Here is a 20214-nt window from a genome sequence, read left to right on the forward strand (position 1 = left end):
GTTCCCCCTTTTCCGTTCGTTGTCGCCGTTTGGGCTTTATATTTGGGTTGAGTTTGTATCGTTCAGCCGTTTTCGATCGAATGCAGCGTCATCATCGCTTTGGCTACCGTCTGTTCTTCGTGCGAAATCGCGATTTCCAAACGGCAGATCCGGCGGCCGACTTCCAGAACGATCGGCATGACCGATACGGCATCTTCAATCTGGACAGGGCGGATAAAATACGTGCTCATATTGTCTACGACATAATCGTTGCCGCTGTGATCTTTGGCCATACGCAGCGCGGCCTGAATCATGACCGAAGTCATGATCCCTTCCGAGATCGTGCCGAGGTCCGTCGCCATCTGCGGGGTGATGAATCCATGGAAAAAGAGTCGGCCGTCCGCGTCCCGCTCTTCCGCAAACCCGTTCCAGATCAGGTGGTCGAACGTCTCGCCGAGGCTGCTCTGCTCGCGCGCATCGCGCATCGCCTGAAGCACTTCGCGCCGCGTCAGTACCCCGGCCAGCTTGCGGTTGCGGTCGACGACCGGCAGAAAATCGATACCTTCCCAGGTCATGATCTGCGCCGCAGAAGCCAGGGAGGTCAGCATGCCGGCCGTTACCGGACTGCGCACCATTGCCCGTTCGATCGTATGTCCCGGTTCTACGCTCTCGATGTCTTTGCGGCTCACGATACCGAGAACCCGGTTCCATTCGTCGGTCACCGGGAAGCTGTTCTCGCCGGTCCGCTCCGCCACGCGCCGGAAATCTTCCGCCGTACTGGTCGCTTTCAGCGAATACGGTTTGGATTTCAGGCCTACCAAATCTTCCACCAGCATAATTTTCTTTTTGATCAGACGGTCGAAGATCGCCCGGTTGATCATCGAGGCGACCGTAAACGTATCGTGCCGCGAAGAGATGATCGGCAGACCGAGACGGTCGGCCAGGCTTTTGACTTCGCGGCTTGTTCCGAATCCGCCGGTAATCAGGACGCCCGCTCCGTGCTCGATGGCAAGCGAGTGCGCATTTTCCCGGTTGCCGACGATCAATAGGCTTCCCATATCGATATAACGGGCCATTGCGTCCACTTTCATAGCGCCGATCACGTATTTATTCAGCGTAATGGACAGCCCTTCGACACCGCCCAGTACATGCCCTTCCACAATATCGACCACATCCGCAAAGGTCAGCTGGTCCGTGATATTGCGCGGTTTTTTCTCGACGCGAACGGTGCCGATCCGTTCTTTGGTAATCACGATGCCGAGCGTTTCCGCTTCTTTGACGGCCCGATAGGCAGTCCCTTCGCTGACGCCCATTTCTTTGGCCAGCTTACGGACCGAGATCTTGGTGCCGACCTTGAGCTGCTCGATATGCTGCAGCAGTTGTTCGTGTTTCGTCACGGTTTGCTCATGCCCTTCCAACTGTTGTACTCCTCTCCAGAAATCTGTATTAGACTGTACCTATATTATATCACAAATATCGGTATTGGAAATCAGTCCGACTGGAGCGAAGTGACAACAAAAAGCCCCGATTCCCAAAAAGGAAACCGGAGCCCGGTCTTGGCCGGTTCAAGCGGCGGAGCCGTTGATTCAGCCTTGGCCGTACATGTTGGCCAAGCTGTCGGAAATAATCTTGTTCACGTCCTGGATGATGACGCTCAGACGCTGCTCGGCATCAAAAAGGCGGCGGATATTCAAATTCAGGCTGAGCACTTCGAACAGCTTCTCCATTTGTTCCATCTCGTCCTGGGGAGGCATATCGCCGCTCATGATCCGCTGCTGGATCGTCATCTGCCGGGTACGGAAATCGTCGAGCATGCGTTTGCTCTCGGCATCGGCTTCGATCAGTTTCAGTGCCGAAGTGATATCCTGAACTTCCTGGCTTTCTTGAAGCGATTTTGCAAGATCGTGCGCTTTATCGTAAATGTTCGTCATTTCGTTTCGTCTCCTCTGGTTGTTCGATTTGTGGATCTGCGTGCTGCAATTCGCTTAAGCGGATGGAGCGTTATCGTACAGTTCGAGCAGCTGCCCAAACTTCGTGATTTTCACATCCGCGTCTTCCAGCTCTTTGTTGGCTCCGAAATCGGCATATGCGCAGCCGATCACACCCAAGCCGTTTCCGCGGCCTGCCTGAACGTCCGACGAACGGTCCCCGACCATCCAGGCGCTGTTCACACCGTGGTTCTTGAGCAGCATTTCGACCAGCAGCACTTTGGTCGCGGTCTGATATTCGCCCGCGCTGTACTGCGATTCGAACAGCGACGCAATTCCCAGTGCGTCGGACACGCCTTTTACGTAGCCTTCCAGGCCGTTGCTGGCTACGAACAGGCGCACGCCGCGTTCCCGCAGCTGCTCCAGCGTTTCCTTGACATCCGGGTACAGCAATGCTTCTCCGCCTTTGAGCACTTCCAACTGCAGGTCGAGCAGCAGATCGTTCGCCCGGCTGCGTACGTTCTCGTCGGCATCGGGAATCACAATCTTCCAGATTTCTTCGAGCAGCATCCCCAGACTTCCGAGAATCAGACGCTCCGGCGGCGTTTCCCCCGTGTAGAGCCCTTCGGCCCGCAGAATATCGAACATTTGATGATAGGCCGGCAGCAGTGCCGTTTCCGTCTGGAACAGCGTGCCGTCCATATCAAAAATCATCGCTTCCGGTTTGTACAGACGTGTTTCGTTTGGCATAGTTACCTTTCATCCTCCCCCAAAAACGAGGCGGGGCGATCAATCATCGCCCCGGCCGTTTTCTTCTTCGTCTTCTTCGCCCTGCTCCGCTTCTGTGTGCGGTTTGTGGATATGGACCCGGGTAATGCGCAGCCGCTCGGCTTCGGCGACTTCGAACGTGATGCCTCCGAATTCGACCGTCTGTCCCGGCAGCGGATTGCCTTCAAGCTCCTTAAACATCCAGCCGCCGATCGAATCGACCTCTTCGTCATCGATCTCGGCACCCGTCAGATCGTTGACGTCTTCGATCAGCAGCCGGCCATCCACCGAGATCAGATCGCCGATCATTTCGATTTCGGGACGTTCGTTCTCGAATTCGTCATACAGGTCGCCTACGATTTCTTCCAGAATTTCTTCCGCCGTCAGCAGACCTGCGGTTCCGCCGTATTCATCCACGACGAGCGTCAGCTGCGCTCTTTTTTGCTGCATCAATCGAAGCACATGGCTGATTTCCATCGACTCGGGCACATTCAGGATCGGCCGGACCAGTTTGCGCAAGTTCGGTTCCGTTCCCTGCGGCCAGAGCAGAATATCGGTGATATGTACGAAACCGATAATCCGGTCTTTGTCTTCGATCGCTACCGGATACCGCGAATGCCGCGTTTCCGTAATGATCTTCAAATTTTCTTTTAGCGGAAGATTCACATACAGGCAGTCCATATCCGTCCGCGGAAGCATAACCTCGCGCGCCAGCATATCCGAAAAATCAAAGATATTGTCCATCAATTTGACTTCTTCCAGATCGATCGCGCCGCTTTTGGCACTCTGGTTCATAAGGATCCGGATTTCTTCTTCCGAATGGGCCGCATCCGCTTCGCCGGCCGGCTGAATACCGAACAACCGCAGGAACGCATTCGCGGCATGGTTGAGCAGCCAGATGACCGGCAGGAATACGTAATAGAATACCAGCAGCGGCCCGGCCAGCACAAGCGACGTCCCTTCGGACTTCTGGATCGCCAGCGATTTGGGCGCAAGCTCTCCGAGCACGATATGCAAAAAGGTGATGATCGCAAACCCGATAGCCACGGACACGCCCGAGATCAGTCCTTCATCCGTAAAGCCCATCTGATACATCAGAGGTTCGACCAACAGTTCGGAAACGGCCGGCTCGCCGAGCCAACCGAGTCCGAGCGACGTCAAAGTAATGCCGAGTTGGGTCGCGGACAGGTAAGCATCAAGCCGGCCGGCTACTTTGAGTGCGTAGGGAGCCAGCCGGTTCCCTTCGCTGTTCAGCTGGGTCAGCCGGGAATGGCGAACTTTGACGAGCGAAAATTCCGCGGCGACGAATACACCGTTCAAGAGAACCAGAAGCAGGACCAAAAATAAATTAATCGCCAAGGTTCCCAGTTCTATCTCGTGGCCCAATGAAATCTCCCCTTTTCTTCAGCGCAGGGTTTCCGCGATCCCGATATACGGCGGCTCGCCGAAACCCGCGGCCGGTTCAATCCATGATCGCACGGCGTGATTTGAAATCGATTCCTTTGTAGTACATGTCGGCCACCAACAGATTCGGCCCGCAGCAGGCTGCCGCATCGCAGTGGCAGTCCACGGTCCGGTTCAACGGATGACGGGTCGTCCATTCTTCGAAGATCGAGTCCAGGCTGTCTTGGTACACGCTTCCGAACGAAGGGATCGCCGCAAAGTCGGTCACGAATACATCGCCGGTGAACATGTTCACATTGACGCGGCTGCGACCGTCCGGGTCGTTGCGAACGGTCACGTTCTTCGCACTGCGAAGTCTGCGCAGCAGTTCGCGTTCTTCGTCCGTGCTGCCGCAGGCAAAAAAGGGCAGCGTGCCAAACAGCATCCAGATGTCTTCATTGCGATGGTCGAGCAGATCGTGGATCGCCAGGCGCATCTCGTCGAGCGACAGTACAGGCAGATTGGCGGCAAAAGCCGACGGATACATCGGGTGCACCTCGTGACGGCGGCAGCCCATTTCCAGAATCGTCTCGTGCATCTGCGGCAGATGGTTATGCGTGCGGAAATTGATCATCGTTTCCGCCGAAATCAGCATGCCCGATTTGCTGAGGCTTTTGGCATTGTCGATCATCCGATTGTACATTTTCTCGGCCGCCGCAAAAGGAACGGGATGACCGCTGTTGGCGAAGCCCGTCTGGTGAAAACTCTCCGGGCCCGTATAGTTGAACGAAATATGCATGACGTCTAAGTAAGGAAGCAGCTTCTCGTAGCGCTCCAGATCCAGCGTCAGGTTGGAGTTGATCTGCGAACGGATCCCGCGCTCACGCGCGTATCGCAGAAGCGGCACGATGACATTGTCGACGGTCTGACGGCGGAAAGAAGGCTCTCCGCCCGTAATGCTGATCGTCTCCAAATGTTCCACCTCGTCCAGTCGACGAAGCATCAGATCGAGCGGAATCATATCCGGCTCGTTCAATACGAGCGTATCGCCTACCGCACAGTGTTCGCAGCGCATATTGCACAGATTGGTTACCGTCATTTCCACACTCGTCAGACGGTGCCGTCCGTGTTTGCGCAGCGAGCGAATCGGGTCCCACGGATCGTAGCTTGGGGATAAATCGGGAAGCCGGGGAACACCGTTGTTGATTACTGTCATGTTGACCACCTTTATGATTAAGAACTTCCTTGGAATCGCCGGCAGCTGCCGGAACGGCCCTCAAGGATATAACCCGTTTCTTTCTTGTTATTAACCGTATCCCCGCATTTTGCGCGGAATCGCGGAATTTATTTATCCGCGATCTGCTCGACCATAACCGACAGATGGTGCGAAAGATCGATTTCGTAAGGCTGCACGGTCGCGCCTTCTTCATCTTCGATCACGCGAACGATCGGCCGATTCGGCGTTTTAGGAGGTACCGAGGTCACCACGCCCGTCTCGCCCGTACTGAGCTTGACGGTCAAGCCGACGGGATACAGCGCCACCTTGTCGCGGAACACTTCCAGCTTGCGCTGGTCGTATTGGATACAGGAGCCTCCGTAGAGAATGTCTACCGCCTGATGAGGCAGCATGCCCCGGCGATAGACTCGATTGGTCGTCATGGCATCGTACGAGTCCGTAATGGCGATCCACTTGGCAAAATCATGAATCTCGCCGCCTTGAATCCCTCTCGGGTACCCGCTGCCATCCAACCGTTCATGATGCTGAAACGCGCAGTGCGCGGCAAGCAGCGGCACAAACGGTTCGTCTTTCAAAATCGCAAACCCGAATTCGGTATGCTTTTTCATCTCGGCAAATTCTTCGTCGTCCAGCCGGCCCGGTTTGAGCAGCACTTTGGGAGAGATTTTGGTCTTGCCGATATCGTGCAGCATCGAACCCATCCCAAGCGTAAACAAATCGTCCCGGGAATGGCCGGCCGCCATGCCGAGCGTGAGTGTGTACAGACAAACGTTAAACGAATGGGTGTACAAATAATGATCCGTGGTATGGATATCGCCGAGCATAATCAGAACGTCTTCGCGCGAACCCAGATCATCCAGAATTTCCTCGGTCATTTTGCGAAAACTATAGCCGAGATGAGGATAAGACATCCGCCCCATCGTATCGTTCATCATCGTCCGGTAAACCGTCCGAATCTGCTTGACCGCCTGGCGGCGCGTTTCGTCGGCCACCATCTCCGGCACAATGATATCGTCCGTCACTTCGTCCCGGATATACAGCATGTCGATTCCGATCTTTTCCAACCTGCGAAGAATCGAAGCCGTAAGCTCCGCCCCTTCGGCCAATAACGTCAGACCCTCTTCATTGTAAATGCGTTTGCCCAGCTTCATGCCCGGGCGTATTTGTCCGATCGACAGCAGGCGCACAAACTTCCACTCCATTTAAGCCGTCTCGTCATCCGGACCGTGCTGCTTGGCGTTCACGTCGGCGAGGGCCGTTGATATTTTGAACCTTACAAAAGCAGGCACTGGGCACAAAGATCCTTTAGGCTTCCGTCCAGCGCAGGACAAAAGCCTCTTCGACAGCGCCGGGACGACCCAATTCCAGACGAAGCAGGTCCCGCAAAAATTCGGGCAGCATAAAGCTTTTGTCCGTTCCGCGGCTCAATGATTCGTAACCCGCGCCGAAAGTGAACATGTCCAGCGTACCCACCCGGTATTCGCCGTCGGGCTCGATCGTTCTCTCGGACGTCCGGGCTTCTATAATCCGGGCATGCGGAGGCGCCTGCGGATCATAGCGGATCGTCAAGCCGTCGGCGCACAGTCCGCCCAGCCTTTCGCCCCGAAAACCGAAACCGGTCAGCTTCTTGCCTGTATATTCCGGCAGCAGCGATTGTTCGAGACTATGCAGAATATCGCTGCCCCGCAGCGTCACCACGCACGGATTAATCGGAGATGGACAGAGGGCATGCAGCATCCCCTCCGTGATCTCGCCCGGCGGCAGCGGACCGAGTACCTGTCCGGAATTGACCAGCGAGAACTCCCCCCCTGCAAAGTTCCGAACCGACTGGGCAAGCAAATTGCCGAGCTGCGATTCTTTCTCATAATCGATGGGCAGTTCGCATTCGGATACGGCAGCCACCCTTCGCAGCCGCTCCGCCGCTTCTTCGTGATGCCGCGCAATCGCATGGTCGATCGAGGCATCCGAAGGGTCGGTATCGGTCAGCTCGACCAATCCGGCTTCCCGGACGCTGCACAGACCCGAGAGCGGATCGCGTTCAACCACGATCCGGCCGATATGGCGGCCGAACTTGCCGGCCGCACATACGACAGCTCCTCCGATCACAGCCGGCTCCGGCAGAAGATGATGCGTATGACCGCCCAGAATCAGGTCGAGCCCGTTTGTCATTGCGGCAATCCGCTCATCGGAAGCAAGGCCTAGGTGAGACAGCAGCACCACAATGTCGGCCCGTCCGCGCATCTCGTTCACGCGATCCTGCAGCCCGGCGAACGGATCGGATACTTCGACTCCCAGCAGCCGGTAAAAATCCGAAAACGGAGCGGTCAGACCCAGTATTCCGACTTTGAATCCGCCCGTTTCCACTACCGCCGTTTCGTGCAGCCATTCGGGCAGGGAGCCGTCTTGCATACGGACGTTGCTGCAGACGACCGGACACTTCAGCGACGCGTACACTTCCCCGAGACGTTCCGGTGTAAAGGTCAATCCTTCATTATTTCCGATCGTTACGGCATTGTACCCGGAACGATTCAAAATGTCGACATTGGCCGCTCCCAAACTGCCTTCCGTCTCGATCGCCATACGATCCATATGATCGCCGACATCGAGTGTGCATACTGGCTTCCCCTGCGCTTTTTCGGCAGCGATAAACGCGGCAATCCGGCCCATCTGCTCAAAGTGGCTGTGAAGGTCGTTGGTATGCAGCAGAATCAGCGTATCCCGCTCTTGCGTCTTTGAGACCATTGAAGCCGTCCTCCTTCGGACCCTGCATCCTGTACAGCGCAAAATCCGCCTGTGCGGGTCTGTTCGCTGCGAAATCGTATTCGTTCCTTCTTTCGATCATAAAGCCTTACCCGCAAACGGACAAGCGCGATTCCGGTCGGGAAGCAGCGTCGAGCCCAGGAAATGCCGAGGCGCTTGCGCGGCCTATGCAAGTATTTTAACATGCCTCCGGGTCCCCGAAAAGAATAAGCCGCTTGTTTGATTCAAATTATCGCCAGCTTGCTTAGCAATCACGATGAAAAATAAGGATATTTTGCACTTGTGTGATAAAATTGTCTGGTTCGTTGTGCACCATTTCGAAGGCGGAGTATGCTATATTAATAGGGTCAGTATCCCAATTTACGGAAAGAGTGAAGTCGCAAACAAATTGGACCTATTCTGCCGATATACGAATCAAACGATCCCTGCGTCTACCGACCCGGGGTCGAAGTTATCCTCTATTCTGCGCCCAAAACGCTCCCCGACCGGGTTTTTTCGACTCGAATCGGGCGACGTGCCCGAGCGGCCAGATTGTGCCGATCTGCATACCGGAATTCCGGAGGTTGACGAAACCGTCCGGAATCGGTGTTCCCGGATCGGATCCTCGTTTGCTCACAGTATTCGTTCGTTACAGAAAGGAGACATCGCTTTTGAAAGTTCATGTGACCGATCTCAAAACCGGTGACCGCCTGCTCGCCGATACCTTCAATCGGCACGGCGTGCATATTCTCGCCAAAGGTACCGCTCTGCATGACGCTGAAATCGCACGGCTGGTTCAGCACAGCATCGATTATGTCGAAGTTCAGCAGATCGAGGAGGTGCCTTCTCCCTCCGCTCCTTTGAACGCCTTCCTTTTCCCGGAAATCAAATCTACGTTTGACGATGCGGTACTTATGTTCGAATCCCTTTTCCATGAATCGATGACCACAGGCAAGTTCGACAGCGAATTGGTCGAAGACATCATGCAGCCGCTGTTTAACGTGCTGGCTTCCCAAAAAGATGCCGTCGCCCTGCTTCTGCTGCTGAACCGGGACGCCAACTATACGTACGTGCACTCGATGCAGGTAGGCATGCTGTCGTATTACCTTGCTCTCTGGCTGGGTTATCCCCACGATCAGGCATCCGCGATCTGTCAGGCCGGGTATCTGCACGATATCGGCAAATCGACGGTTCCGGGCGAGATTCTGAATAAACCGGGCCGACTGACCAACGAAGAATACGAGATCATCAAAACGCATACCGTAAACGGTTATGAGATCATCCGCAACTCGCTGGGCGATACGATCGCGGCGACGGCGGCGCTGCAGCATCACGAACGCGGCGACGGCAGCGGCTACCCTTACGGAATCAAAGAAGACGAAATGCATCCTTGGTCGAAGATTATCGCGGTAGCCGACGTTTACAGCGCCATGACGAGCAATCGCGTCTATCAGGACAAACAGGAGCTGATCAACGTCCTTAAGGAACTGTACGCGCTCAGCTTCGGACAATTGGCTCCGGAACCGACCCATACTTTTATCCGCAATATGCTTCCTTATTTCATCAACAAGAAAGTTCGGCTGACGAACGGGGAATACGGCTACATCGTAATGAACCATCCGACCGACTTTTTCAGACCTCTGATCCGGGTCAGCGACCGCTTCATCGATCTGTCTCTGGAACAAGATCTGGATATTGCAGAAGTATTTTCGGACAACGAGACCTGAGCAGCCCTTTTGTTCGGCTGGACGCTGGATCGGCAAGCGCAGCGCCTTTAGGGCCTTCTCCTTATCCCAGACAAAAAAACACGTGCCGCCAAAAGCGGATACGTGTTTTTTTGCGTTTACTTCTTCAGGACCAGTTTGGCCGTAGACAGATTGACGTCCGAGTCTTTGGAAGCGACATAGCGGTTGAGAAGCTTCTGGGACTGGATCATGGCACTCGGCGATTCCGTTCCGGTTTCTTTCCAATAGCTTTGCAGCAGCTCGTACAAGTTGCCGTATTTGCCGGCGCCTTCCGCCAGGAAGAAATAAGCGATCTCGGTACCGCGCGGCTTCAAATGGCGTTCCGCATGGCTGTTTGGATCGTACGTGCACACTTCGATATCCCCTTCGCGGTTCACGCCGCCAAAAGCGGTCATGACGGACTTGCCTTTCTCGGAGAACGCGGACAGGGTCATCTGCAAAATAACCAGAATCCGGTCGTACGGCGTTCCTTCTTCGAGAAGATCGGATACGTGCTTGGCAATGACCTCGCGCGCTTCGCGGTCTCCGCCGGCCGTAGCCACGAATTCTTTTTCCCCCACTTTGACCACATGCTGTTCGGGCTGAGGCGTATGTTCCGAACCGGCGGCGCCACTGTCGCTCATCACGGTTATAAATTGCTCTTTTGCGATTACGGAAATGAAGCTCATTTTCTTATCTTCCTCCTTCTTTAAAAGCGTACACGCAAACGGCTCATGAACTCCTGCATCCCGAAGCGGCGGCGACCGCTGCGGCTCGGCTCCCGCCGGGCGGAAACTCGATCGGCTTTCCATGCTCCATTTGCGTACACGCCGTAAGCCAACTAATTCGAGGGCCAGCCAAGCGATTCCTGCCATCTCCGCAAATTTCAAATAAAACGTCAGCTTTTTCAGTATACCAGACGAACCGCACCTCCGGCGAGCCGCAAAACAAAACGATTGGCGTTTTAATAGAAAAACAGGGGGAAATTCAAAAAAGACGAACCCGAAGGTTCGCCTTTTACGCTGCGCCTGGCAGACTCGCTTGGAATTAACCGATCGAGCCTTCCATTTCGAACTTGATGAGACGGTTCATTTCGACCGCATATTCCATCGGCAGTTCTTTGGTGAACGGCTCGATGAAGCCCATGACGATCATCTGCGTCGCTTCGTTCTCGCTGAGACCGCGGCTCATCAGGTAGAAGAGTTGATCTTCGGATACCTTCGATACCGTTGCTTCGTGCTCCAGCATAACGTCGTCGGTCAGAATCTCGTTGTACGGGATTGTATCGGACGTGGACTGATTATCCATAATCAACGTATCGCACTTGATGTTCGACTTGGCGCCCTGCGCCTTGCGGCCGAAAGATGCCAGACCTTGATACGTCACTTTGCCGCCGTGTTTACTGATCGACTTGGAAATGATGGTCGATGTCGTATCCGGAGCCAGGTGAATCATTTTCGCGCCTGCGTGCTGATGCTGGTTTTTACCGGCAACCGCGATCGACAGAACGGAACCTTTGGCACCGCGTCCTTTGAGAACGACAGCTGGATATTTCATGGTCAGCTTGGAGCCGATGTTGCCGTCGACCCATTCCATATTGGCATTCTCTTCCGCAACCGCACGTTTGGTCACGAGGTTGTAGATGTTGGAAGACCAGTTCTGGATCGTCGTATAACGAACGCGGGCGTCCTTTTTGACGATGATCTCAACGACTGCGCTGTGCAGGGAGTTCGTTCCGTAGACCGGAGCGGTACATCCTTCCACGTAATGCACGAAGCTGCCTTCGTCCGCGATGATCAGCGTGCGTTCGAATTGACCCATGTTTTCCGAGTTGATCCGGAAGTAAGCCTGCAGCGGAACTTCGCACTTGACGCCTTTAGGGACGTAAATGAAGCTGCCGCCGGACCATACCGCGCTGTTCAATGCCGCAAACTTGTTGTCGGTCGGCGGAATGACTTTGGCGAAATGTTCTCTCAGAATTTCCGGGTGCTCTCTGAGCGCCGTATCGGTATCCATAAAGATAACGCCTTGGTCTTCGAGTTCTTTTTGAATGTTGTGATAGACGACTTCGGATTCATACTGCGCCGAAACGCCGGCGAGGAACTTTTGTTCCGCTTCCGGAATACCGAGCTTATCGAAGGTTTCCTTGATTTCGCTTGGTACTTCTTCCCACGTTTTGCTTTGTCCTTCGGATGCTTTGACATAGTATTGGATCTCGTCAAAGTTCAATTCGCTCAGATCGCCGCCCCATGTTGGCATCGGCATCTTTTGGAACTGTTCGAAAGCTTTCAGGCGGAAATCGAGCATCCATTCGGGTTCGTTTTTCATCTTCGAAATGGAAATGACGATTTCTTTGGTCAAGCCTTTACCGCTCTTGTAAATAGACTCGTGCTCGTCGCGGAAGCCATATTGATACTCTTCGCTGATCGGTGCTTCTTTAGCCATGTTAATGCCTCCCTTTCGTTAATGGGTTTCCCGTTCGATCCCTTTTCGCAGGGCATTCCAGGCCAGGGTTGCGCATTTGATGCGTGCCGGAAATTTATTGACGCCCGACAGGGCTTCGATGTCTTCGTATTCTTCAAACTCCACGTTCTCGCCTTTCATGAGAGAAGAGAAACGTTCGGCCAGTTCAAGGGCTTCCGGCAGCGTTCTGCCTTTTACGGCTTCCGTCATCATCGATGCGGAAGACATGCTGATGGAGCAGCCGTCGCCGGTATAGCGGGCATTTTTCACGACTCCGTCTTCCAACTGAAGCTGCAGCGAAATCTTGTCGCCGCATGTCGGATTGTTGAGGTCGATCGTCATGCCCTCTGCTTCGAACTTGCCTTTGTTCCGCGGATTTTTGTAATGATCCATGATGACGCGTCGGTACAGATCGTCAAGTTGCATCGCCAAAATACTCCTTTGTCCGGATCAAGGCGTCGATCATTCGGTCGATGTCTTGTTCGTTATTGTACAGGTAAACACTGGCGCGTGCCGTCGAGCTGACATTCAGCCACCGCATAAGCGGCTGACAGCAGTGGTGACCGGCACGGATCGCGACGCCGTAGGAATCGAGCACCGTTGCTACATCATGCGGATGCACCTCGTCCAGATTGAACGTCACGATACCGACTTTGCGCTCCTGCGGACCGAAGACCCGCAGACCGTCGATCTCGTTGATTCGGCGCATCGCGTACATTGCAAGTTTGTGCTCGTGTTCGGCGATATTGTCCATGCCAAGCTCGCTCAAAAAATCGATGGCGGCGCCAAGCCCCACGGCTCCCGCGATGATCGGGGTTCCGCCTTCGAATCGATAAGGAAGGTCTTTCCACGTCGATTCGTAGAGGCCGACTTCATCGATCATTTCTCCGCCAAACTCGGTAGGTTCCATTTTTTCAAGCAGGGCTTTTTTGCCGTACAGAGCGCCGATACCGGTCGGTGCGCACATTTTATGCCCGGAAAGGGCATAGAAGTCGCAGTCCAGATCCTGCATGTCGACCTTCATGTGCGGCGTGCTCTGCGCGCCGTCCACGACCATGACCGCTCCGTGCTTATGGGCGAGGGCTCCGATCTCTTTGACCGGATGGACCACGCCCATGACGTTCGAAACGTAAGCCATGGCGACGATCTTGGTTCGGTCGGTGATGACCTTGCCGGCGGCTTCGATATCGATCGTGCCGTCGGGATTCGGTTCGATATATTTCAATGTCGCACCCGTTCTCTTGGCAAGCTGCTGCCAAGGGATCAGGTTGCTGTGATGTTCGATCGGCGTAATGACAATCTCGTCGCCTTCTTTGACATGCGCGCCGCCGTAGGAGTCGGCCACAAGGTTCAAAGCCGTTGTCGTTCCGCGGGTGAAGATGATCTCCTCGGGACGGGCCGCGCCGATAAACTTCGCGACTTTCTCCCGGGCTCCTTCATAGGCGTCGGTCGCCCGACTGCCCAGCGTATGGACGCCGCGGTGCACATTCGAGTTGTCTTGTTCGTAATAACGGCGCACCGCGTCCAATACGGCCCGCGGCTTCTGTGAAGTCGCCGCGCTGTCGAGATAGACCAGCGGATGTCCGTTCACTTCCTGGCTGAGAATCGGGAATTGCTCCCGAACCGAGGCGTTCATTACTGCCCCAGCTTTCTCTCAACGATACGCTGCAGGCGCGTACGCAGCAGTTCCAGCGGGATCTCCGCGATAATCGGCGCCAGGAAGCCGTAGATGATCAGGCGCTCGGCATTCGTTTTGGAGATGCCGCGCGACATCAGGTAGTAGACCTGATCCGGATTGACTTTGCCGACGGAAGCCGCGTGTCCGGCCATAACGTCGTCTTCGTCAATCAGCAGGATCGGGTTCGCGTCGCCGCGTGCATTCGGGCTCAGCATCAGCACTTTTTCCGTCTGCTGCCCGTTCGACTTGGTCGCGCCGTGCTCGATCTTCGTAATGCCGTTGATGATCGCCTGCGCTTCTTCTCTCATAACCGCACGGGTGAACATGTCGCTTTCCGACGATTTGCCGAAGTGGACAGCACGGGTCGTGAAGTTGAGCTTCTGGGCGCCCGAACCGATCGCGATGATCTTGGCATCGGAATGCGTACCGCGTCCGTTCAGCGTCGTCGCCGTATCGGCTACCGTGTCGCCGTCGTTCATCTCGCCGACGATCCATTCGATATCGGCATCGTTCGACAGAAGGGCCCGGCGGTAGGAAACGTCGGTCACTTCTTTGCCGAATTGGTGAACCGTCGCGTATTGGACTTTGGCTCCGTCCAGCGCGATGACTTCCACGGCGCCGTTATGCAGCACATTTCCGTTCAGACCGGCGGATACATAGTTGTCCACGTAAGTCACGCGGCTGTTCGTGTCGGCCACGACCAGAATATGCGGAGCAAACGAAGCCGAAGCGTCGTCGCTCAGGAATACGGCCTGCAGCGGAACTTCAAGCTCGACATTCTTCGGTACGTACAAGAAGATGCCGCCGTTCCATGCCGCATGATGCAGGGCCGATACCTGGTGTTCGCTTGGCTTGACAGCCGTGCCCAGGTATTTCTTGACCAGCACTTCGTGTTCGCGGGCAGCCGTTTCAAGATCGGTGAAAATAACGCCTTTGGCGCTCAGCTCTTCTGACAGCGAAGTGAACACGACGCCGGAGTTATGCTGGACGATCAGGTTCTGCGTGCCTTCTTCGATCAGATCCTGCGCTGCGGCCGGGAGGGCGCTTTGGGAAGATACGGGTACGGCCGCTTTGAACGTGCCGTAATCGCTGAGATTCCAGCGGTCAAGTTTGGTTTTCTCCGGTTTGGGCAGTTCCAGCGAAGCGGCCAGTTCGAGCGCCTGCAGACGGCGTTCGGTCAGCCATGCGGCTTCGCCGCGGGCCTGTGCCCATTCGTTGATCTGCGCGGCCTGAACCGGAAGAATGGTTTGTAAAGTCATAATCGGTGTTCCTCCTTCCGTTCGTTATAGGATTAGGCTTCTTGTTCTTGTCCGACGGTCTCGTCGGTAATGCCCAGTTCTTCCTTGATCCAGTCGTAACCGTCCTGCTCGAGACGCGCTGCCAGTTCCGGTCCGCCGGATTTGACGATACGGCCCTGCATCATGACGTGTACGAAGTCGGGCGTAATGTAATTCAGCAGACGCTGATAGTGGGTAATGATCAGGAAACCGCGGTCTTCGTGTTTCATTTCGTTCACGCCGTTCGCTACGATCCGCAGGGCATCGATGTCGAGACCGGAGTCGATTTCGTCCAGAATGACAAGTTTCGGATCAAGCATCATCATTTGAAGAATTTCGTTGCGCTTTTTCTCGCCGCCGGAGAAACCTTCGTTCAGGTAGCGGTGCGCGAACTCCGGATTCATTTCGAGCCCTTTCATGCTGCTCTCCATTTGACGGATGAATTTGATCAACGAAATCTCGTTGCCTTCGCCGCGGCGTGCATTAATCGCACTGCGCAGGAAGTCGGAATTCGTGACGCCGGCAATTTCGCTCGGATACTGCATAGCCAGAAACATACCGGCGAGCGCACGTTCGTCCACGCCCATATCCAGCACGTCTTCGCCGTTCAGCGTAACCGTACCTTCGGTCACTTCATATTTCGGATGTCCCATCAGCGCGGAAGCCAGCGTACTTTTGCCTGTGCCGTTCGGTCCCATGATCGCATGGATTTCCCCGCCGTTCATTTCCAGATTGATGCCTTTCAGAATTTCCTTGCCTTCGATCTGAGCTTTGAGTCCTTCGATGACGAATTTAGTTGCCATGTTCAGCGTCCCTCCAGAAATATAATGGTGAATCCGTGATATCCTTTTGATCAAACACTCTAACCAAAATAATTATAACCTTGTAATGATTATAAACTGATTATCGTTGATTCTCAATTTATTTTACCCGAATTTATTTTTCAGTTCAACGAATCGCCATACATTTAAAAATTTAAGCGTGTAATCAATGAATTTTGTGCAACTATTTGTATCGGATTTTTCTGTCCAAAAAGCAAAAGCCCGGTCGTTTTCAGACCGGGTTTTCTGTATAACCGGCCACAGCCGGATTCCGTAAGTTCTGTTGTTCTCTTAGTGTCCGAGGAACGAACGCAGCATCCACATATGCTTCTCGAGATCTTGTTTCATGGAAATGAGCATGTCGCTTGTCGCTTGATCGTGTGCTTCTTCGGCAAGCTCCAGGCCTTCCTGCATCTCTTCGGCTACCGTTGCGAAGTCTTCGATGATGGTTTGGACCATCGTGCGGTAATCTTCGCCGCCGGCTGCTTCTTGAATGCTGGACAGTTCCAGATATTCTTTCATGGTAGCGGCAGGGCTTGCTTTGATGGTCAGCATGCGCTCGGCCACTTCATCCATCTTCACGGTTACTTCGTTGTAGAGTTCTTCGAACTTCACATGCAGCGTATAGAAGTTCTCGCCTTTTACATACCAGTGGAAGTTGTGGATTTTAACGTAAAGAACATTCAGGTTCGCGACCTGACGGTTCAGAATTTCCTCGATTGTTTTGGTTTGGGCTTCCGTTTTTGTTTTATCCATGATTATCCCTCTCTCCTTCAAAATGTAATCCGCGTTTGAAATATGGAGCGCAGCGGACAAGTTGTCAAACGGGCACGGCAGCATTTTGCTCTGCCGCTTCTAGTTAGAGTTTACCCGATCGAAATTGCGGCGAAACAATAGGCCGGCTTAAAGCATCCGAAACCGGCTCCCAAAAGGCAGGTATGCGAACATATTTTCCGGAACACCCGCTCGAATCCGCTCCATTAAAATGGATATTTCGATTGGCCGAAAGTCCTACGGGACTAGGATTATGCCAAAAGTCATGGTAATATAATGAGACACGGGATTCCGATTTTCAGGCAAAATCCTTATCCAAATTTGAACGGGTTCAGACCGGGGGAATTATGAACAATAAGACATCGCAAGAACGTTCCGGCTTTCTATTCAACGTGGACATTCTGATCGAAGGCTCGACCAACGCGGAGACTTTGCAGGCCCTCCTGACACTTTTGAACACTTCGGACAAAGTCGTCGACCTTCGTATCAACTCGGGAATCGAGCTTGGCAAAGTCATCGAATCGGCGCTTGCCAGCATGAAAACGAATTACGTGGAAAAGTCCAAAGCCAATTTGTCCGCAGCCAAAGGATTTCAGGCCAAAGCCGCTGCGGCTGCCCAAACTGCGGCTGCGGCCACCGTTGCCAAAGCGCTCTCACAAGCTTCTTCCCATTTGACTCCCGACGATATTCGGGACAGTATCAGCAAGAACCGCCTGGTTCGCGTGGTCGTCAACAAACCGGGAGGCAATCGGCTCAGTATTCCCTGCCGGATTCTCAATTTCGACGAACCCGCGCAGATGATCAGCGTCTATCATGTCGACGAAAAGCAAGTTTACAGCTTCTCCCTTAACGAAATCGACGAGTTGAGCGGACAGTAAGACCGTTTCTTCTCCCCGGGCCGGATCTCCGGTCGCAGGATCGATGCTTTATCTATATGCCGCCGGAGGCGCCCTGCTTCCGGCTTTTTCTCATCAAAAACCGGGTACCCGCCATGCAGCGGATACCCGGTTTTTGGGCTGTTTCTTTTTCCGAACCCTTTCGCCGTAAACTTCAGTGCGAAGCGTTTTTTTTGCCTACGGCCAAAGCAAGCACGATCCAGCCGGCAATAAAAGCTGCGCCGCCAAGCGGCGTAATCGGACCGAAGATCCGCAATCCGGTCGTGCTGAGCAGATACAGACTGCCGGAGAACATCACGATCCCGGCCAGGAACAGCCAGGCCGCCCAGGCCAGACGCCGCGATTCGCCCCATACGCCCATCGCAACGGCCACGATCAGCATCGCCAAAGCATGGATGAAGTGATATTGGATCCCGGTTTGAAAAGTCTCCAACGCGTCGGCGCCGATCTTATCGCCCAGCATATGGCTGCCGAAAGCCCCCAATCCAACGCCGATCATCGCCAGGACACAAGCGATAACCGCAATTTTCCTTTGCATGGAATCCCTCTTTTCCCTGAAATCGAACAGACACGGCGGTACGGAAATCCCGAGCCCGCGCGGCTGTAAATCGACTTTCATTATAGAGGCTGCTTCTCCGAAAAACCAGAAAAAGCCGCAAACTTCACTTTTTTGCCTTCTTGGTCCGCTTGCGGCGGGTAATAGAAATGAAACCGTTCGGCGAGGCAGCCGTAATAACGGAAAGCCTGTGATTCAGGGTTGCTTTTTGCAGCAGGATATGAAAGAGTAATCACGTAAAAGCTTCCAAATAAAGGAGAGTTGCCGTATGGACAATCGTTTTCCACCTTCGGACGATCCGAACTCCCGACAGGGTGGTCCGGATCTTCGCAAAGAACCCGAACGCAATGAATTCGGACAGCCCAATGCCGGAGATCCCTATCGCAGCGACCCGGATGGACGCAGCTACGACGAGCGGATCAATCCCCCGTTCAGTCCTTATGACGAATTTCCGCGCGATGACCGTCTTCCGGGCCGGTTGAAGCATTCGGGAGTCGGTATCGCTTCGTTCATTTTGTCTCTGGTCTCGATCGCTTTGTACGTCGTGTTTTTCGTTGCTGCGATAGGCGTCGCCTATTCATTCAGCGAAATGGGCACGACGCTCGATCCTTACACGGCGACCGAAGAACAGCTGATGGGAGTCGGCGTCGGTGCCCTGGTTCTGCTGTTGAGCATCCTGGGCGCGGCTGTACTGAATCTGGTCGGGGTCATTCTCGGCATCGTAGGTCTGGTATCCAAAGATCGCAAAAAAGTATTCCCGGTCATCGGCACGATTCTGAACGGACTGTGCCTGCTCGGCGGCGGCGGATTCATCCTATTTGCCACGGTGATGGGCGGAGCGGGGCTGTAAGCAGGATTCCCGCTTTTCCGACGTTTTGTTTGAACAAAGGGCCGGCGCCATATAGGCGGCGGCCCTTTGCCTGCCGAATGGATGCAGATCGTGCTATACTGTTAACGGAGCGGCTTCCTATTTGGAAAAAGCCCTATTTTCGCTTATTTCGCCCGCCTGCTTTTAAAGCGTTCGGGAGCGGTTACAAGGAGATGAATATGTCCAACATCCGAATTTTTTCCGATAGCACAAGCGACCTTCCCGCCGAGCTGCTGAAGCAGTACGGTATCGAGATCGTTCCGCTGTACGTCGTATTCGAAGATCAGACCTACCGGGACGGCATCGATCTGACACCGGCCCGGCTGTTCGATAAAGTCGCCCGGCAGGGCAAGCTTCCCAAGTCCGCGGCTCCTTCGCCGGCGGATTTCAGCCGGGCTTTCGCCCCCCATCTGGATAACGGGGAGCGTATTTTGTACATCGGCCTCTCGTCCGAACTGTCGTCCACTTATCAAAATGCGCTTATCGCTTCCGAAGATTTCGAACCCGGCCGCGTTACCGTTTTCGATTCGCTCAATCTCTCCACCGCGATCGGACTGCTCGTTCTGCGAGCGGCCCGCGCGGCCGAGTCGGGGATGGACGTTCCGGAAATCGTACATATGCTGGAGCGCGAACGTCCGCTTATGGAGACCGAATTTGCGATCGATACGCTGGAATACCTGCACAAAGGCGGCCGCTGTTCGGGGATGCAGAATCTGATCGGCAGCCTGTTGAGTATTCGTCCGATTATCAAGGTTATCGACGGCACGATGACGCCCGCCTACAAGGTTCGCGGCAAGCGCGAAAAAGCGCTCGATAAAATGCTGCAAAATCTGCTGGCCCACAAAGAAAAGCTGGACGGTCCCGTCGTCGTTGTGCATGCGGACGCCGAAGAAGACGCTCTTCGTCTGCGCGATACGATCCTTCGGGAAACGGGCGCGCAAGAAGTGCTGCTCTGCACCGCCGGATGTGTCATTTCGACTCACTGCGGACCGGGAACGGTCGGCTTGATGTACGCCAAAACCCAATAATACCGGCTTGCAAATCGGGAAAAAGCGGCGCTTCGATCTATACGATCGAAGCGCCGCTTTTTGGTTTTTCACACCTCGGCTTATCGCCTGTTCCG

19 protein-coding genes are annotated in these 20214 nt (G+C 54.4%); 4 read left to right on the forward strand and 15 right to left on the reverse strand.

Annotated features, from left to right (window positions below; genetic code table 11):
• Positions 1-62 precede the first annotated feature (62 nt).
• The 7 genes from HRQ60_RS09205 to HRQ60_RS09235 form a co-directional block, all read right to left on the reverse strand.
• Positions 63-1397 (reverse strand): DRTGG domain-containing protein, encoded by a 1335-nt coding sequence (locus HRQ60_RS09205; RefSeq protein WP_172195512.1) that lies wholly within the window; start codon positions 1395-1397, stop codon positions 63-65.
• 168 nt (positions 1398-1565) lie between these two features.
• Positions 1566-1910, reverse strand: coding sequence for a YlbF/YmcA family competence regulator (locus HRQ60_RS09210; RefSeq protein ID WP_172195513.1), 345 nt, complete (start codon positions 1908-1910; stop codon positions 1566-1568).
• A gap of 54 nt (positions 1911-1964) precedes the next feature.
• Positions 1965-2657, reverse strand: coding sequence for an HAD family hydrolase (locus HRQ60_RS09215; RefSeq protein WP_172195514.1), 693 nt, complete (start codon positions 2655-2657; stop codon positions 1965-1967).
• A 39-nt stretch (positions 2658-2696) separates the two neighbouring features.
• The gene (locus tag HRQ60_RS09220; RefSeq protein WP_172195515.1) at positions 2697-4061 is read right to left on the reverse strand and encodes a hemolysin family protein; all 1365 of its coding nucleotides are present in this window, start codon (positions 4059-4061) and stop codon (positions 2697-2699) included.
• A 76-nt stretch (positions 4062-4137) separates the two neighbouring features.
• Entirely contained in the window at positions 4138-5274 is a 1137-nt protein-coding gene (gene yfkAB, locus HRQ60_RS09225; protein WP_172195516.1) for a radical SAM/CxCxxxxC motif protein YfkAB, read from the reverse strand.
• Positions 5275-5402: 128 nt separating this feature from the next.
• Positions 5403-6497: an HD-GYP domain-containing protein gene (locus HRQ60_RS09230; protein WP_172195517.1), complete on the reverse strand. Its 1095-nt coding sequence runs from the start codon at positions 6495-6497 to the stop codon at positions 5403-5405.
• A 103-nt stretch (positions 6498-6600) separates the two neighbouring features.
• Complete coding sequence (locus HRQ60_RS09235) at positions 6601-8037, reverse strand: bifunctional metallophosphatase/5'-nucleotidase (protein ID WP_172195518.1); 1437 nt, start codon at positions 8035-8037, stop codon at positions 6601-6603.
• Positions 8038-8705: 668 nt separating this feature from the next.
• Between HRQ60_RS09235 and HRQ60_RS09240 the strand changes: the two genes are divergently transcribed.
• Complete coding sequence (locus HRQ60_RS09240) at positions 8706-9761, forward strand: HD-GYP domain-containing protein (RefSeq protein WP_172195519.1); 1056 nt, start codon at positions 8706-8708, stop codon at positions 9759-9761.
• 116 nt (positions 9762-9877) lie between these two features.
• Here HRQ60_RS09240 and HRQ60_RS09245 read toward each other — a convergent pair whose 3' ends face one another.
• The 7 genes from HRQ60_RS09245 to HRQ60_RS09275 form a co-directional block, all read right to left on the reverse strand.
• Positions 9878-10447, reverse strand: coding sequence for a hypothetical protein (locus tag HRQ60_RS09245; RefSeq protein ID WP_172195520.1), 570 nt, complete (start codon positions 10445-10447; stop codon positions 9878-9880).
• Positions 10448-10805: 358 nt separating this feature from the next.
• A complete protein-coding gene (sufB, locus tag HRQ60_RS09250) occupies positions 10806-12203 on the reverse strand; it encodes a Fe-S cluster assembly protein SufB (RefSeq protein ID WP_172195521.1) in 1398 nt (465 codons plus the stop codon).
• 18 nt (positions 12204-12221) lie between these two features.
• Positions 12222-12647 carry a Fe-S cluster assembly sulfur transfer protein SufU gene (gene sufU, locus HRQ60_RS09255; protein WP_172195522.1) on the reverse strand — a complete coding sequence of 142 codons (426 nt, stop codon included), beginning with the start codon at positions 12645-12647 and terminating at the stop codon, positions 12222-12224.
• Positions 12637-13857, reverse strand: a complete 1221-nt coding sequence (locus HRQ60_RS09260; protein WP_172195523.1) for a cysteine desulfurase — start codon at positions 13855-13857, stop codon at positions 12637-12639. The genes sufU and HRQ60_RS09260 overlap by 11 nt, the downstream gene beginning before the upstream one ends.
• Complete coding sequence (gene sufD, locus HRQ60_RS09265; RefSeq protein ID WP_172195524.1) at positions 13857-15158, reverse strand: Fe-S cluster assembly protein SufD; 1302 nt, start codon at positions 15156-15158, stop codon at positions 13857-13859. Before sufD ends, HRQ60_RS09260 begins: the two co-directional genes overlap by 1 nt.
• A gap of 32 nt (positions 15159-15190) precedes the next feature.
• Positions 15191-15979, reverse strand: coding sequence for a Fe-S cluster assembly ATPase SufC (sufC, locus tag HRQ60_RS09270; RefSeq protein ID WP_172195525.1), 789 nt, complete (start codon positions 15977-15979; stop codon positions 15191-15193).
• Between the two features lie 309 nt (positions 15980-16288).
• Complete coding sequence (locus HRQ60_RS09275; RefSeq protein WP_172195526.1) at positions 16289-16753, reverse strand: Dps family protein; 465 nt, start codon at positions 16751-16753, stop codon at positions 16289-16291.
• A 365-nt stretch (positions 16754-17118) separates the two neighbouring features.
• Between HRQ60_RS09275 and HRQ60_RS09280 the strand changes: the two genes are divergently transcribed.
• Positions 17119-17649, forward strand: coding sequence for a hypothetical protein (locus tag HRQ60_RS09280; RefSeq protein WP_172195527.1), 531 nt, complete (start codon positions 17119-17121; stop codon positions 17647-17649).
• A gap of 172 nt (positions 17650-17821) precedes the next feature.
• Here HRQ60_RS09280 and HRQ60_RS09285 read toward each other — a convergent pair whose 3' ends face one another.
• Positions 17822-18205 (reverse strand): DUF423 domain-containing protein, encoded by a 384-nt coding sequence (locus HRQ60_RS09285; protein WP_172195528.1) that lies wholly within the window; start codon positions 18203-18205, stop codon positions 17822-17824.
• Positions 18206-18491: 286 nt separating this feature from the next.
• Between HRQ60_RS09285 and HRQ60_RS09290 the strand changes: the two genes are divergently transcribed.
• Positions 18492-19073: a hypothetical protein gene (locus HRQ60_RS09290; protein WP_172195529.1), complete on the forward strand. Its 582-nt coding sequence runs from the start codon at positions 18492-18494 to the stop codon at positions 19071-19073.
• 197 nt (positions 19074-19270) lie between these two features.
• Positions 19271-20119: a DegV family protein gene (locus tag HRQ60_RS09295; protein WP_172195530.1), complete on the forward strand. Its 849-nt coding sequence runs from the start codon at positions 19271-19273 to the stop codon at positions 20117-20119.
• Positions 20120-20214: the final 95 nt, after the last annotated feature.

The sequence above is a fragment of the Saccharibacillus qingshengii genome, assembly GCF_013185195.1.
GTDB lineage: Bacteria > Bacillota > Bacilli > Paenibacillales > Paenibacillaceae > Saccharibacillus > Saccharibacillus qingshengii.